Source organism: Parasphingorhabdus sp. (assembly GCF_039977335.1).
Lineage (GTDB): Bacteria > Pseudomonadota > Alphaproteobacteria > Sphingomonadales > Sphingomonadaceae > Parasphingorhabdus.
In genome coordinates, this window is the sequence record NZ_JBDWDI010000002.1 from 83,725 (window position 1) to 99,384 (window position 15,660).

A 15,660-nucleotide genomic window follows, 5' to 3' on the forward strand; every position below is an offset into this window, starting at 1 on the left:
CTACACCCCCGCAAAGGCCGCCAGGCGGCGCATCAGAAATTTATTATATTCCTTGAACAAGGTGCCAAGCGATGGCGCGCTGGGAACCGCATCGGATATGATTGCAATATCTGATGGCACGGCGCGTTCCAGCTCTAGACGGGCCCGCCGCATATGCCAGTCAGAAGTCACCAGACGGATTGACGTATCTTCCCGGCGGGCAGCCCAGCGCGCGGTCTCGAGCGCGTTGGAACGGGTGTCCACCGCCTGAAAGCCCAGATCAATGCAGCAACTAAACAATGTATCTTCACGATCATAAGCAGCAGCCAGCTCACCCGGTTTCACATCGCGGTCCACTCCAGAAATCAGCAAGTTCTTCGCTTTATTTGCCTCGAGCAGCTGCAGCGCATGCTCAATCCGTTGCGGACCACCGGTTAGGACGACAATTGAGTTGGTGCGCACATCATCCGCGGCCGGACGCGGCAAATCTACAGCAAACCAGACGAACCCAATCATCCAGAAAAGCAGCAGAAAACAGAAGAAACGAAGGATCATATCATGTGACTACAATATTTTTCTGAGCGCGCCCATGACCGTCATCCGCGCAGTCACCATCGCAAGGACCATTCCCAATATCGGAACCGCACCGATAATCAACCAGCTATACCAAGACAGTCCCAATGACTGCACCAGTCCGGAACCAAGGGCAGAGAGCTGTATGCCAAGCAACAGGATGATCGCCGTACCGCAGATTAATCCCAATATCCCGCCCAGCAGCGCATCGAGTGCGATCCGGCGCTGAAAAAGGCGGCTAATCTGCCGATCAGTGCCGCCGAGCAAATGAATCACACCAATGGTTTCCTTATGCGTGTTGAGAGCGGCTCGAGCCGATATAATGACCGCTGCGGCGGTGGCCATCGCCAGCAGGACGACGAGACCAAAGGCAATCCATTGGAGCGATTGAACCAGTGAAATAACCGGCGCGATCAGACCGCTACTGGGCTCGACACGTGCGCCTTCTGCCAAAGGACTGACCGCCGCGCGCAACTCTCCCAGCTCTTTTTGGCCAGCTGGCCGCACGAGCTTCAAATCAATCAACGCGGGCAACGGAATATCTTCCAGCAAGCTGCCTGTTTCAGGAGCTTCCGCTATGTCCGTCTGGCCCAACCATGGCGCAATCAGTTCTTCAATTTCTGCGGGCGGCAAGACGCGCACTTCCTCAACCAACGCCATGCCGCGCAATCGGGCCGCCGCGTCATTGGCTTGCCGCGCCTTGATATCCGGATTGGCTTGGATGATCTGAACCGTTGCCCGGCTGGAAAGCTGATCGGACACATTTTGCCCTGCTTCGGCGAAGGCCAGGCCGGTTGCGGTTGCCAGCACCATCAGAAAGATCATGATGGCAATGACCCAGGGCATAGGGCCGGAAAGTCGTCCTTCCGGAATCAGGCGGCGATCATGGCCGGGAATGACGAAAAGGCTAAGCATCAGGCCGCTACCTATGCTCTATCTCGCGGCAGGGGCGGATTACGCAAGGAACCCGTCGGATCAGAAAGCCCGCCTTTTTCGAGCTTCATCATTTGCGCGCCAGGCACTTTGCTAAGCAGGTGAATATCATGGGTGGCCACCACAATCGTCGTGCCCAAGGTGTTGAGTGCTTCAAAAAGCTGTAACAGGCGTACGGCCATTTCGGGATCGACATTGCCGGTGGGCTCATCGGCCACCAATATTTCTGGCCTGCCAATAACCGCTCGGGCAATGGCGACGCGTTGTTGTTCCCCGCCCGATAAGGTTGCGGGCCGCGCCTCCGCGCGGTCGCCCAGGCCGACCCAATCGAGCATTTCGGCGACAGGCGTGGTGAGATCCTTTTCTTTCACACCCGAAACCCTGAGCGGCAAGGCAATATTGTCAAAAGCAGACAGATGCGGCACCAGCCGGAAATCCTGAAACACCACCCCAATCCGGCGCCGAAATCCGGGCAACCGTTCCCTTGACATGGTCACCGCGTCCTCACCAAATAGTCGGATCAAACCGCGACTGGGTCGCTGTGCGAGATAGAGCAGCTTCAGGAGCGATGTTTTGCCAGCTCCAGAAGCGCCGGTTAGAAAATAGAAACTGCCCGGATAAAGGGTGAAGCTGAGGTCGGATAGCGTTTCCACGCCTGCCCCATAGCGCAGGCCAACATTTTCAAATTGAACAATTTCATTCATCGGGATTTTTCAAATCATTTGATCGGGTTGGAACGCTTTATATTGCCCTGCTTCAATAGGACGTTACTTCCCCTTAAATCAACTGCCGCGTGCTGCGCCGCCAATCAAATCGACTTCAAGACGCGGAAAAAAAGGCTCTTGTCTCAAAAGCATGCAGCACAGACTTGCAGTTTCATGGATTGCCGTGTTTAGAGGAACGTCATGATATTGAATTGCCCGGCCTGCAAGACACGTTATCTCGTGCCCGACAGTGCGATTGGCCCCACCGGCCGGTCGGTTCGCTGCGCTTCATGCCGTCATAACTGGTTCCAGGAGCCCCCTCCTCCACCGGAACCTGCCAAAACGCCCCCGCCAGCCGAGCGGCCGTTGCCAGGAGCAGCCCCTGTTGCGGAGCCGGTCACCGAACAAGCTGCCAAGCCTGCATCGTCTGACCAATCCGGCCAACCGGAAACCACTGCAGCTGCGCCCATGGCGCCTTCCGCACCGCCAACAACCGCTGCGACACCCCCTTTCGTGTCCGAAACCAGCAGCTTTGCACATGAACCTCCATTCAAACCGCGCCGGAATCCAGCCAAATTATGGACAATCGCGGCAATTGCTTTTGCAAGCATCGTTATCATAGGCGGCGGCGCGCTTTATGCCTTTGGTCCGAAAAATTGGTTTGAAAACTACCAGATGGCATCCGTGGACGATACGCCGCTGCTGATCGAACTGAGTGAGAAACAGGATCGCCGAACGCTGCAAGATGGCACAGAATATTTCGCCGCCAGCGGGACCATCATCAATCCGTCCGATACCGAACAATCAATCCCACCCATGCTGGTTATCCTGCGCGATGCCAGCGGCCGGATTGTCTATAGTTGGAAAATGAAGGCACCTGCCAAATCGCTTGCTCCCGGTGCAAAGGTCAATTTCAACGAAGCCAAGCTGGACGTGCCGCGCGCTGCCAGCCAGCTGGAAGTCGGCTGGGCGGATGTTACGCGCGAATAGCGGTGACTAAAATTCCGGATCAGTGAAATTCAGTAACTGAAATCTGCGGCTGACCGTCAACAACGACACGTCCGCGTGTTCGCGCCAGCGGGAATATATGATCACTTTTACGGTTGATTTCCTGTTTCGCGGCAACCTGCCTTGTCGAAGCACCAAAGCGTATGGACTCACCGCTAATGATTCGCGCTGAAGCGGTCGCCTGCGCTCGCGCATCCGATTGCCCGGATTGCGACACCTGTTGCGCAGTGGCTGGAGCGCTAGCCAGCATCAGGGCCATCATGGTCAAAGGAAGCAAACTATTGCGCACAAATTCAGGAAAGCCTGCAAAACTGCCATCTGACAAGGTAAATAAAAGGTTAACGCATCCATTTTCAGTTCTCTTCCCCTATAAAACGGACGAAGCGAGTAAAACTGTATGAGAAGGGGACAATTTTGGACCCGGTGTTAATGCTGCAAAGACGAGGCATCCGCGACAACAATATCTGTTGCGGGCCTACCCACCCTTTGCTAAGGGCACGCGCCTACCAGGGGCTAATGGCCCGGTTCGGATGACAGTGCGGTCGTGGCGGAATTGGTAGACGCGCAGCGTTGAGGTCGCTGTGGGGTTAATACCCCGTGGAAGTTCGAGTCTTCTCGACCGCACCAGTTTTTCTTTTCGTGGCTTCGTTTCACGACAACGAAATAGACCCGTTTCAGAAATATATAGTCAGCATCAGAGGCGTATCGACAACCAATGGTTTGCAAATGGTGCAGAAGAGGCCTCGAAACTCCACATCCTTGCGAATACTAGCACCTGAAGCTAGCGCGTCTGCTAATACCGCCATCTGGGCCAACCGACATGTTGTCGGTGTAGGAGCCGGCGATTGGCGTCACGGGGGCGATATTGTCAATGATTCATCTGCCTATATGGCCGATCTTATGTCTGGCAGCGCGCGGTTGCCGGAAATATGCTATAAACGCGCTGGCAATAAAGTGGATTCGGATATTGCGTGCAACGGGCCGGTCATGCAAAAGCGCGCGGAAAGACGATCACAAACTTTCGTAAAAGAAACGGACATTCAGACTATGACGCTCGACGGACAATTAATTTGCATTTTTGGCGGTGGCGGGTTTTTGGGTCGCTATATATCGCAGCAGCTTTTGTCTCGCGGTGCGCGGGTGCGGGTCGCCGAACGCAATGTTAAAAATGCCATGCATATCAAGCCGCTGGGCAATTTGGGCCAGACCCAATTTGCAAGCGCTGATGTAACCAAGAAGGGCAGCGTTGCGCGGGCTGTGCATGGCTGTGACGCCGTCATCAATCTGGTCGGCATATTGGATGGTGACTTTGAGGCGGTGCACGTAGCCGGCGCGCGTAACGTGGCCGAGGCTGCGGCAGAGGCAGGATGCAGCGCGCTTGTCCAGATGTCTGCCATTGGCGCCGATACCGGATCGCCGTCCCGCTATGGACAGAGCAAAGGTGAAGGCGAAGAGGCCGTGCTCGATGCTTTTCCGAGCGCGATAATCCTGCGGCCCTCGATCGTATTTGGCCGGGAGGATCAGTTTATCAACCGCTTTGCCGCGATGATCCAGATGATGCCTATCGTGCCGATAATCGGCGGTGACACCAAGTTCCAACCGGTTTTTGTCGGCGACGTTGCGCAGGCCATGGCAGCGGCACTGGAAAATCCGGCGCGCTATGCCGGGCGGACTTTTGAGCTGGGCGGACCAGAAGTCATCTCAATGGGTGATCTTAATCGCCGGATTGCCAAAATGACCAAGCGGGATCGTGGCTTTTTCGAAATTCCCGATTTCGCGGCGAAGTTGATGGCAACGTGCACCGGTTTTCTTCCGGGTGCGCCGATTACGTCCGATCAGTATAAGATGCTGCAGAAAGATAATGTCGTTGCAGATGGCGAGGCCGGGTTGGAAGCTTTTGGCGTAACAGCTACACCGCTTGCAACAGTCGCCCGCGGTTGGATGGACAAATATACCACCTATGGCCGGTTTGGAGCGCGCGCCAAGGCCGGTTAGCTCGCTGCTGCTCTAGAACCAGATTAGCAAAGCCGCGCCCATCGCGACGCGGTAGATCACAAATACCATCATCGATGCCTTGCGCAGGAACTGCATCAGGAACGTCATCGTGGCGAAGGCCGCGACGAAGGTCAGTGCGCCGGTAATCAATGCTTCTTTCAACAGATCATTACTGGCATCCATAAGATCAGGGACAATCAAAATCCCGGCACCTGCGACGGCCGGGATAGACAGCAGGAAAGAGAAACGGGCCGATTCCACGCGGCTATAGCCAAGGAAACGGGCCGCTGTCATCGTAACACCCGAACGGCTTGTGCCTGGAATCAGCGCCAGTGCTTGTGCCAAGCCGACAATCAATCCGTCTTTCAAGGTCATGTCCTCAAACGACTTCACTTGCTGTCCAACGCGATCGGCAATGCCCAGGAGCACGCCGTAGATGATCAGGTTAATGCCCACCAACGTCGTGCTGCGAAAGCCTTCCAGATAGCCTCCGGTTTTCAGGAATAGGCCTACAATTACCGCTGGGATGGTTCCGATGACTATCCACCAAAGCAGTCGCCGTTCCGCATCCGCCTTGCCAATGCCGATGGTGGCAAAGCCTCCCTTGCCGAGGGAAATCACATCCTTGAAGAAATAGGTGATAATCGCGAGCAAGGATCCAACATGCACGGCAATATCAATCATCGGCCCCTGATCGGCATAACCGGTAAAAACGGGAAGCAATATGAGGTGGCCAGAGGAGGAAATTGGCAAAAATTCGGTAACACCCTGCACAACGGCGAGGAGCAGCATTTGAATAAATGTCATGATGGGACCCGGAGCAAGTGAAGGAAATAGGCTTATAGAAGCGGCATTCCACTTTGTCGTTGATGAATTTAGGGCCGATTTGATACTTTTATTGCATGGAGAGATACTGCCGTTGCCCAAAAACCCCTGAAACACGTTATATAGGTTAGTATTACTGTCCCTTATGGCTGTTTTCTCGTGACTCTGCCCCGCGTTTCGCCTATCGCGATCCCAACGCCCGCTCAGCAGGGCAGGGCCACCTTAATCGAAAAACACAAGAAACGAGCGATCTGCATGCCAAAAGGCACGAAAAAATTAGATATGTTGAAATTTGTGGGCACGGGACAAACCTATCCGGAAAAGCGCGAACCAAAGCTGCGTGCTGAGGATTTTCAGGAAATTGCCGACCGTTATGCCCCCGAGAAAGCGGCAGAACAGGCTGCGCGTTGTTCACAATGCGGCGTACCTTATTGCTCGACCCATTGCCCGCTGCACAACCATATTCCCGACTGGCTGCGTCTGACCGCAGAGGGCCGAGTGCGCGAAGCCTATGAAATGTCGAATCTGACATCGACCATGCCGGAGATTTGCGGCCGCATCTGCCCGCAGGACCGTTTGTGTGAAGGCAATTGCGTGATTGAATTTTCCGGCCATGGCGCCGTGACCATCGGCGCAGTGGAGAAATATATAACCGATACCGCTTGGGAAGAAGGTTGGGTTGAGCCGCTGGTCGCGGGCAAGTCGCGCGGCCAGTCTGTGGGTATAATCGGCGCTGGTCCCGCTGGCTTGACTGCTGGCGAGTATCTGCGTGTCGCGGGCTATGATGTGCATATATATGACCGCCATGACCGTGCCGGAGGATTGCTCACCTATGGCATTCCTGGTTTCAAACTGGAAAAAGACGTCATCATGCGGCGCGTTCAACGTCTGAAAGACGGTGGCATCCATTTCCACGAGAAATTCGAAGTCGGCAAGGATGCGACATTGGATGAGCTGCGTACCAAGCATGACGCGATTCTGATCGCAACAGGCGTATATAAAGCGCGCGAAATCAAGATGCCTGGCGTCGGTGCTCCAGGTGTCGAGGAAGCGCTTGATTTCCTCACTGCCTCCAACCGCAAAAGCTTTGGCGATGATGTGCCGGATTTCGACAATGGCCGTTTCAATGCAGAGGGCAAGAATGTCGTCGTCATCGGCGGCGGCGATACTGCGATGGACTGTGTCCGTACTTCGGTGCGGCAAGGGGCCAAGTCGGTCAAATGTCTCTATCGCCGCGACCGCGCGAATATGCCAGGCTCGCAAAATGAAGTGAAAAATGCCGAGGAAGAAGGCGTTGAATTTGTCTGGCTCTCCGCGCCCAAAGCGGTGGAGGGCACCGAGCACGCGACCGCCGTCAAAGCGACCAAGATGCGCCTCGGTGCGCCCGATGCCAGTGGCCGCCGCGCACCCGAGGTACAGCCCGATAGCGAATTCACCCTGGAGGCCGATCTGGTCATTAAGGCCTTGGGCTTTGATGCCGAAGAGCTGCCCAGCTTGTTCGATTGCCCCGATCTCAGCGTCACGCGCTGGGGCACATTACGGGTTGATCACAAGAGCATGATGACCAATCTCGACGGTGTTTTTGCTGCCGGTGATATTGTTCGCGGTGCCAGCCTTGTGGTATGGGGTATCCGTGACGGTCGCGACGTGACCGAGCATATGCACAAATTTTTGCGTGAAAAAGCAAGGGCGGAAAAAGAGGCCGCCTGACGACCCTATTTTGGCCATCCATTTAGGCCTCAAATTCTGCGCCCCCATTTCGGAGTTATAAATGAAAAAATATTTTGCGATTACTGTAAGTTCGTTGGTTTTGGCTTTGAGTGCCCCCGCCATCGCACAAGATGCTGATACATCAGCTACAGCGGAAACCGAAACAGCACCAATCGACCCAGCCCGCCTCGACGCGGCAAAAAGCACTGTCGATTATCTCTTCCCACTCGGCACGTATGAGCGGATGATGAAGGGCACCATGGACCAGATGATGGACCAGATGATGATGAGCATGGGCAATATGCGCATGGGTGATCTGGCGGGAGCAGGTGGCGTTGCCAGAGGCGATATGCCCGATGGCATGGGTGAAAAAACGCTGGCCGAGATGGCGACAGAAATGGATCCTGCCTATGCAGAGCGGACAAAAATCTCGACCAAGGTGATAATGGATGAAATGGTCAATATCATGATCACCATGGAACCCTCCGTCCGCAAAGCATTGACCAATATCTACGCGCGCAAGTTCACGGTTGGCCAACTCAACGAAATGAACGGCTTTTTCGCCACCGATACCGGCAGCGCCTTTGCACGGGACTATATGATGGTCTTTGTCGATCCGGAAATGATGCAGTCGATGATGACGATGGTCCCGGAAATGATGCAGGCCATGCCGGAGATCATGAAGAAGGTAGAGGAAGCCACAGCGCATTTACCGCCCGTCAAAATACCTGGTGCCGGTGATGCATTTGGCTCGGTCGAAGAGGTTATGGAAGACGTTAACAATGCTGACGATAGCACGGATTGGGAAGACCCTGACAACTGGTCAGTGGAAGATCGAGACTTAGTCAACAAACTCAGCACCGATTCCGACACCGCCTTTGAGAAATATTATGAAGCGCTGGAAAAGGCGCAGAAGAACGCCAAAGCCAAAATGGCGAACGGCAAATAAACGGCGGCACCAAATGCTGTTTCCACCTACTGAAATGAAATTGATATGACGCACCACTATCCAACGCCCGAACATAAACGCCTTGCCGAAACCGGCATGTACCGGCCTGAATTTGAATCCGATGCCTGCGGCGTCGGACTGGTCGCGGCGACTGATGGCAAGCCATCGCGGCGGGTGGTGTCGTCAGCAATTGATGCGCTGAAAGCGGTGTGGCATCGCGGCGCAGTAGATGCGGATGGCATGACCGGTGATGGCGCGGGGCTGCATGTCGACCTGCCTGCGCGCTTCTTTGATGATGCGATTGCGGATAGCGGTCATAAAGTCATGCCCAACCGGCTCGCGGTCGGCATGATCTTTTTACCGCGTACCGATCTCAGCGCGCAGGAAACTTGCCGGACCATTGTCGAAGCGGAAATTATCGAAGCCGGGTATAAAATCTACGGCTGGCGGCAGGTGCCGGTCGATGTGTCGGTCATTGGTGTGAAGGCGCAAAATACGCGGCCTGAAATTGAGCAGATCATGATCGCCGGCCCGTTGCCGGAGCGCCAGAGCGCTGCGGAGTTCGAAAAAAACCTCTATCTCATTCGCCGCCGGATTGAGAAGAAAGTTGTCGCCGCGCAGATTCATGATTTCTATATTTGCAGCCTGTCGTGCCGTTCGATCATCTATAAGGGCCTGTTCCTCGCGGAGTCCCTGTCGGTATTTTATCCTGATCTGACAGACGAGCGGTTTGAAAGCCGCGTCGCGATTTTCCATCAACGCTATTCGACCAACACTTTCCCGCAATGGTGGCTGGCTCAGCCGTTTCGGACGCTGGCCCATAATGGCGAGGTCAATACGATCCGCGGCAACAAGAACTGGATGAAAAGCCACGAGATCAAAATGGCGAGTCTCGCCTTTGGTGATCACTCGGAAGATATCAAGCCGGTTATCCCGGCGGGTGCGTCCGATACCGCTGCCCTCGACGCGGTGTTTGAAACCATCTGTCGGTCGGGCCGTGATGCGCCGACCGCCAAGCTGATGCTGGTCCCGGAAGCATGGCAGAATGAAGCGGATATAGATCCTGCACATAAAGCCATGTATGAATATATGGCGAGCGTTATGGAGCCGTGGGATGGCCCCGCTGCGCTGGCGATGACCGACGGTCGGTGGGCGGTGGCAGGTGTGGACCGCAATGCGCTGCGGCCGCTGCGGTACAGCAAGACCTCTGACAATCTGCTGATCATCGGATCGGAAACCGGCATGGTCGTGGTTCCCGAAAGCCAGATTATCGACAAAGGCCGGCTTGGTCCCGGCGAGATGATCGCCGTTGATTTACAGGAAGGCGTCGTCTTCACAGATAAAGCGATTAAAGACCAAATCGCGTCCGAGGAACCCTATGCCGAGCGCGTCAAAGGCTTCCGCACGATGGAAGATTTGCCGCCTGCTCCGACGGATGCAGGAATGAATTTCTCCAAGGAAGAATTGATCCGCCGCCAGACCGCTGCCGGCCATACACTGGAAGACATGGAGGTGATCCTCGCCCCGATGGTTGAGGATGCCAAGGAAGCCATTGGGTCCATGGGCGATGACACACCGCTTGCGGTGATCAGCCTGAAACCGCGTCAGGTCAGTCATTTCTTCCGCCAGAATTTTTCGCAGGTCACCAACCCGCCCATCGACAGTCTGCGTGAACGGCATGTGATGAGCCTGCGCACACGCTTTTCCAATCTCGCGAATATTTTGGAAAAAGACAGCCAGAATGAAAATGTTCTGGTGCTCGATAGTCCTGTGCTCAGCTGTGGTGCGTGGGAGCGGCTCAAGGCCAGCTTTGGCGATGCGGTAGCCGAAATTGATTGCACCATGTCCAACACTGGCGGCGCGATTGAATTGCGCGATGCTATTGCTCGGATCCGCGATGAAGCAGAACAAGCGGTGCGTCAGGGCAAGACCGAAATTTTCCTGACCGACGAGAATATCGACGAAGATCATATGTGTATCTCGATGGTCATCGCGACCGCCGCCGTGCACACGCATTTGGTGCGCAAGGGATTGCGGGCCTATGCTTCCGTCAACGTGCGCGCTGCCGAATGTCTCGACACCCATTGCTATGCTGTGCTCATCGGCGTCGGCGCAACCACCGTGAACGCCTATCTATCGGAAGCAGCGATTGAAGACCGCCATAAACGCGGTCTATTCGATGGCCTGACTCTGGAAGACTGTATCGCCCGTCACAAGAAAGCGGTGGATGAAGGCTTGCTCAAAATCATGTCCAAAATGGGCATTGCCGTCATTTCCAGCTATCGCGGCGGCTATAATTTTGAATCTGTGGGATTGTCGCGTGCGCTGTGTAACGACTTGTTCCCCGGCATGCCGACCAAGATTTCCGGCGAAGGCTATGCATCGCTGTTTATCAATGCGCAGGAAAAACATGAGGCAGCCTTTGAAGCGGCGGTTGTGCGTTTGCCAGTCGGCGGTTTCTACAAGCAACGCGATGGCGGAGAGGCTCACGCCTATAGCGCGCATCTGATGCACTTGCTGCAAAGCGCAGTCGCGCATGATAGCTACTCCTCTTACCTGCAATTCTCCCAAGGTGTGCGCGAACTGGAGCCTGTTTACCTACGCGACCTGATGGAATTTAACTACGCGCCAGAACCGATTCCGATCGACGAAGTGGAAGCGATTACCGAAATCCGCAAACGCTTTAACACACCCGGCATGTCCCTCGGCGCACTTAGCCCAGAGGCGCATGAAACGCTCGCCATTGCGATGAACCGCATTGGTGCGAAATCCGTATCAGGCGAAGGCGGGGAAGAAAAGCGCCGCTACACGCCATTCGAGAACGGCGACAATGCCTCCAGCCCAATCAAGCAAGTAGCGTCTGGCCGTTTTGGTGTCACCGCCGAATATCTTGGCGCTTGCGAAGAGGTCGAGATCAAGGTCGCTCAAGGCGCCAAGCCTGGTGAAGGCGGCCAATTGCCTGGTTTCAAGGTCACCGAATTTATCGCTAAGCTGCGTCACTCGACGCCGGGTGTCACGCTGATCAGCCCGCCACCGCATCACGATATCTATTCTATCGAAGATCTCGCCCAGCTGATTTACGATCTCAAACAGATTAACCCGAAAGCGCGGGTCTGTGTGAAACTCGTTTCCGCCGCTGGTATCGGTACGATTGCCGCTGGTGTTGCCAAGGCCCATGCCGACGTGATCCTGATTTCCGGCAATACCGGCGGCACCGGGGCATCACCGCAAACGTCGATTAAATTTGCGGGTACGCCATGGGAAATGGGCCTGACCGAAGCCAATCAGGTGCTGACCCTCAACGGTCTGCGTCACCGCGTGAAACTGCGCACCGATGGCGGCCTGAAAACCGGCCGCGACATTGTCATCGCCGCGATTTTGGGCGCGGAAGAATTTGGCCTCGGCACGCTGAGCCTTGTCGCCATGGGCTGTATCATGGTCCGGCAATGTCACAGTAATACCTGCCCTGTCGGCGTCTGCGTGCAGGATGAAAAACTGCGCGAGAAATTCACCGGTACACCGGAAAAGGTCATCAACCTGATGACTTATATGGCCGAAGAGGTTCGTGAAATTCTCGCACGGCTCGGCTACCGGACATTGGAAGAAGTCATCGGGCGCACCGAATTGCTGCGGCAAGTCAGTCGCGGAGCCGAGCATCTGGATGATCTCGACCTCAACCCGATCCTTGCAAAGGTCGATGCCCCCGATACCGAGCGGACGTTCAATCTACCCACCCACCGCAATGAAGTGCCCGACAGTCTCGACGCCCAGATGATTGCCGATGCAAAACCGGTTTTCGAACGCCGCGAGAAAATGCAGCTCACTTATACCGTACGCAACACGCATCGCGCGGTCGGGACGCGCTTTTCCGCCGAAGTGACCGCCAAATATGGCATGACCGCGCTAAACGAAGATCATGTCCATGTCCGCCTACGCGGCAGTGCCGGTCAATCGCTCGGCGCGTTTCTCTGTCAGGGGATCACGCTGGAGGTCTTTGGCGATGCCAATGACTATGTTGGCAAAGGCCTGTCCGGCGGCAAGATTGTCGTGCGTCCAATGGTAAGCTCTCCGCTCGACAGCAAGGCCAATACAATTATCGGCAACACCGTGCTTTACGGCGCGACTTCTGGTCAGCTTTTTGCAGCGGGACAAGCCGGCGAACGGTTTGCCGTCCGCAATAGCGGCGCGGATGTGGTTGTGGAAGGCTGCGGTGCCAATGGCTGCGAATATATGACCGGCGGCAATGCAGTGATCCTCGGCGCGGTTGGTAATAATTTTGGCGCTGGTATGACCGGCGGCATGGCCTTCATCCTAGATCTCGATCGTGATTTTGAGAAACATGCCAATCCCGAAAGCATCATCTGGCAGCGGCTGGACAGCGACTATTGGGAAGAGCATCTCAAATCCCTGATCGAAGCCCATCACCGGACCACCGACAGCAATTGGTCGGAAACGATCTTGCGCGACTGGGACCGCTGGCGCGAACGCTTCTGGCAGGTTTGTCCGAAGGAGATGGTGAACCGATTGGATCATCCCCTGTCGGATAGTGAAGCGATTGAGGCTGCGGAGTGAGCCAGTTGCAATGACGACGACGACAGATGTTGTTGTTCAAAGCCTCACGGCCGCCGATGCTGATGCTATTCTGGATATCTACCAGCAAGGCATGGATACCGGTCACGCGACATTTCAGGAACGCGCACCAAGTTGGGATGAGTGGGACCAGAGTCACCTGGAAACACCCCGCCTCGGCGCCTTTGTAAACGCCGAGCTAGCGGGATGGGCAGCGTTAAGTCCGACGTCTTCGCGCTGCGTCTATGCAGGAGTTGCCGAAGAAAGTGTCTATGTCAGCAAAAAATTCATGGGTATGGGAATCGGCATGGCGCTCCTACAAGCCATAATCTCGGCCTCCGAAGATCAAGGTATTTGGACCCTGACTGCTGGTATTTTTCCCGAGAATGAAGCGAGTATGCAGCTGCACCAAAAAGCCGGTTTTAAAACCTTGGGTCGCAGGGAACGGATTGGGAAAATGACCTTTGGGCCTTTGGCTGGGCAATGGCGAGACGTAGTAACCTTGGAGCGACGTAGCGGCCACCCGAAATTTGGCTAGACCAAAACGTCTTAGACCTGCACCCTCTATGTTCTTGTTTTGATCTCACCTTCTGCTATAACTGATCTATGACAGATCGGCGCAATGTGGTGGCAGGGATTGGCCTGCTTGGGCTTACCGGCCTTGTCTCCTGTGCACCCAAATCTGCTTCCCTATCAATAGGAGCCAAAACCATGCCAAAAATCACTCCCAATTATATGGAAATGAAAGCGTCCGATCTTGGCGCGAGCAAGGCCTTTTACGAAAAAGCGTTTGGCTTTGCCTTTACCGATTATGGTCCAGAATATGCGGCGGTCGAAGGCGGGCCCGTACAAATTGGCCTCGCCACTGGCGAGGAACCAGCAGCACCCATGCCGACCTTTGAAACGGATGATCTTGAAACCGCTCTGGCGCAGGTGAAAGCGGCGGGAGGTGAAATCGTCAAAGAGATTTTCGCTTATCCTGGCGGTCGGCGTTTTGAATGTCTCGATCCTTCCAGGAACCGCTTGGCGATCTATAAGTCTGGCTGAACGCGATAGCCCTCTCGTTCTCGTTACAACTGTTTACAATAGTTGCTGGCAGAATCTTTGTGGGTTCAGCTTTGACTCAGATGCAGCTTGCTAGACGGAGTCTAACGACAATGATCTAGGAGGCTTTATGCGACATTTTCTTGCTCTTCCCCTTTTGGCGGTATCTATGAGTCTTGCCGCACCTGCCTCCGCCCAAGACGAGGCACCTGAATCCGAGATGATCGAGAAACTCAATGATCCCGCTTTTCAAGACGGCATGGTTGCCATGATGTCTGGCTTTATGACCGCGATGATGGACCTGCCCATTGGCCAATTTGCCAGCGCAATGGAGAAAGCCGTGCCTGAAGGCATGGATGATCGCGATACATTTTCTCTTATTGATCCCGACGCCACTCTGGGCGATCTGGCCGCAGGCGATAACCCGAATTTCAATGCCGATATGGAAGACAAGATGCGCACTGGCACCGCAATGATGGGGATCATGGCCAGTGAATTTGGCGCCTTGCTTCCGCAGCTCAAAGCCATGGGGGAAAGAATGAAACGCCGGATGGAAGAGCGCGAATAGCGCCTAACCATAGCCTATATCCGGGCGCCTGACCCGCTATTGACAGTTTCAGGCATCAAGCCCCTTCCCCCGCAGCACAAACCCGATTAACAGCAACAATATGTGGCAGTTATTCCAATTTCCTCTTTGTCCGTTTTCGCGCAAAGTCCGCCTGCTGATGGGCGAGAAATCCGTCGGCTATGAGCTGGTGCGCGAATCGCCCTGGGAACAGCGGGATCAATTTCTGGATATGAACCCGGCTGGCCGCACACCGGTTATGCGGCACGATCAACGGGATATTGTCCTTGTCGATAGCATCGCGATTTGCGAATATATTGAAGAGACCGTCGAAAAGACCCCGATGATCAACGGCACCGCGACCAACCGGGCCGAAATCCGACGGCTCGTTGCCTGGTTTGATGAACAGTTTTACGGCGATGTCACCGCGCCTCTATTATACGAACGGATGCACAAGCGCATTGTCCACCGTCAACCACCCGATGCCAAAATGCTGCGCGAAGCGATGCGCCGCGCCAATGTCCATCTCGATTATATCGACTATCTGATCGACCATCGCAGCTGGCTGGCCGGCGCGACGATGAGCCTCGCGGACCTGACCGCCGCGGCACAAATCTCCGTCGCGGATTATCTCGGCGGGATTGACTGGACCGGCCATGAGCAGACCAAGGCCTGGTATGCGATGTTCAAATCGCGGCCCTCTTTCCGGCCATTATTGTCAGAGCGCATGGAAGTCATCACGCCCCCCGCCCATTACGAGAAAGTGGACTTTTGATAGCAAGAAGCCCTTTTATTTTTGCGGTCAC

14 protein-coding genes and 1 tRNA gene are annotated in these 15,660 nt (G+C 55.1%); 10 read left to right on the top strand and 5 right to left on the bottom strand.

The annotated features are described in order from the left end of the window. The 3 genes from ABJM21_RS05245 to ftsE are packed head-to-tail and all read right to left on the bottom strand — an operon-like array spanning position 1 to position 2,189. Complete coding sequence (locus ABJM21_RS05245) at positions 1–534, bottom strand: YdcF family protein (protein WP_348300280.1); 534 nt, start codon at positions 532–534, stop codon at positions 1–3. 9 nt (positions 535–543) lie between these two features. Continuing rightward, positions 544–1,467 (bottom strand): FtsX-like permease family protein, encoded by a 924-nt coding sequence (locus ABJM21_RS05250; RefSeq protein ID WP_348300278.1) that lies wholly within the window; start codon positions 1,465–1,467, stop codon positions 544–546. An 11-nt stretch (positions 1,468–1,478) separates the two neighbouring features. Continuing rightward, on the bottom strand, positions 1,479–2,189 hold the full coding sequence (ftsE, locus tag ABJM21_RS05255; RefSeq protein ID WP_348300277.1) for a cell division ATP-binding protein FtsE: 711 nt from the start codon (positions 2,187–2,189) through the stop codon (positions 1,479–1,481). Positions 2,190–2,390: 201 nt separating this feature from the next. Here ftsE and ABJM21_RS05260 point away from each other — a divergent pair, with 201 nt between their 5' ends. Continuing rightward, entirely contained in the window at positions 2,391–3,179 is a 789-nt protein-coding gene (locus ABJM21_RS05260; RefSeq protein ID WP_348300276.1) for a zinc-ribbon domain-containing protein, read from the top strand. 19 nt (positions 3,180–3,198) lie between these two features. Here the strand turns inward: ABJM21_RS05260 and ABJM21_RS05265 are convergent, their stop codons facing one another. Beyond that, positions 3,199–3,486, bottom strand: coding sequence for a hypothetical protein (locus ABJM21_RS05265; RefSeq protein ID WP_348300275.1), 288 nt, complete (start codon positions 3,484–3,486; stop codon positions 3,199–3,201). Positions 3,487–3,735: 249 nt separating this feature from the next. On the opposite strand from ABJM21_RS05265, the gene ABJM21_RS05270 reads away from it, so the two are divergent. Both ABJM21_RS05270 and ABJM21_RS05275 read left to right on the top strand, forming a co-directional pair. Next, positions 3,736–3,824 (top strand) — tRNA-Leu (locus ABJM21_RS05270). Positions 3,825–4,244: 420 nt separating this feature from the next. Next, positions 4,245–5,192: a complex I NDUFA9 subunit family protein gene (locus ABJM21_RS05275; RefSeq protein ID WP_348300366.1), complete on the top strand. Its 948-nt coding sequence runs from the start codon at positions 4,245–4,247 to the stop codon at positions 5,190–5,192. 12 nt (positions 5,193–5,204) lie between these two features. On the opposite strand, the gene ABJM21_RS05280 is transcribed toward ABJM21_RS05275, so the two are convergent. After that, the gene (locus ABJM21_RS05280; protein ID WP_348300274.1) at positions 5,205–5,999 is read right to left on the bottom strand and encodes an undecaprenyl-diphosphate phosphatase; all 795 of its coding nucleotides are present in this window, start codon (positions 5,997–5,999) and stop codon (positions 5,205–5,207) included. Between the two features lie 300 nt (positions 6,000–6,299). Between ABJM21_RS05280 and ABJM21_RS05285 the strand changes: the two genes are divergently transcribed. From ABJM21_RS05285 to ABJM21_RS05315, 7 genes are all read left to right on the top strand, one after another. Continuing rightward, positions 6,300–7,727: an NAD(P)-dependent oxidoreductase gene (locus ABJM21_RS05285; RefSeq protein WP_348300272.1), complete on the top strand. Its 1,428-nt coding sequence runs from the start codon at positions 6,300–6,302 to the stop codon at positions 7,725–7,727. Positions 7,728–7,788: 61 nt separating this feature from the next. Further along, on the top strand, positions 7,789–8,676 hold the full coding sequence (locus ABJM21_RS05290) for a DUF2059 domain-containing protein (RefSeq protein WP_348300271.1): 888 nt from the start codon (positions 7,789–7,791) through the stop codon (positions 8,674–8,676). 45 nt (positions 8,677–8,721) lie between these two features. Then, the gene (gene gltB / locus ABJM21_RS05295; RefSeq protein WP_348300270.1) at positions 8,722–13,248 is read left to right on the top strand and encodes a glutamate synthase large subunit; all 4,527 of its coding nucleotides are present in this window, start codon (positions 8,722–8,724) and stop codon (positions 13,246–13,248) included. A gap of 10 nt (positions 13,249–13,258) precedes the next feature. Then, positions 13,259–13,783 (top strand): N-acetyltransferase family protein, encoded by a 525-nt coding sequence (locus tag ABJM21_RS05300; RefSeq protein WP_348300269.1) that lies wholly within the window; start codon positions 13,259–13,261, stop codon positions 13,781–13,783. Between the two features lie 173 nt (positions 13,784–13,956). Beyond that, positions 13,957–14,292 (top strand): VOC family protein, encoded by a 336-nt coding sequence (locus ABJM21_RS05305; protein WP_348300267.1) that lies wholly within the window; start codon positions 13,957–13,959, stop codon positions 14,290–14,292. A gap of 127 nt (positions 14,293–14,419) precedes the next feature. Beyond that, the gene (locus tag ABJM21_RS05310) at positions 14,420–14,857 is read left to right on the top strand and encodes a hypothetical protein (RefSeq protein WP_348300266.1); all 438 of its coding nucleotides are present in this window, start codon (positions 14,420–14,422) and stop codon (positions 14,855–14,857) included. 100 nt (positions 14,858–14,957) lie between these two features. Further along, positions 14,958–15,629, top strand: coding sequence for a glutathione S-transferase family protein (locus ABJM21_RS05315; RefSeq protein ID WP_348300265.1), 672 nt, complete (start codon positions 14,958–14,960; stop codon positions 15,627–15,629). Positions 15,630–15,660 lie beyond the last annotated feature (31 nt).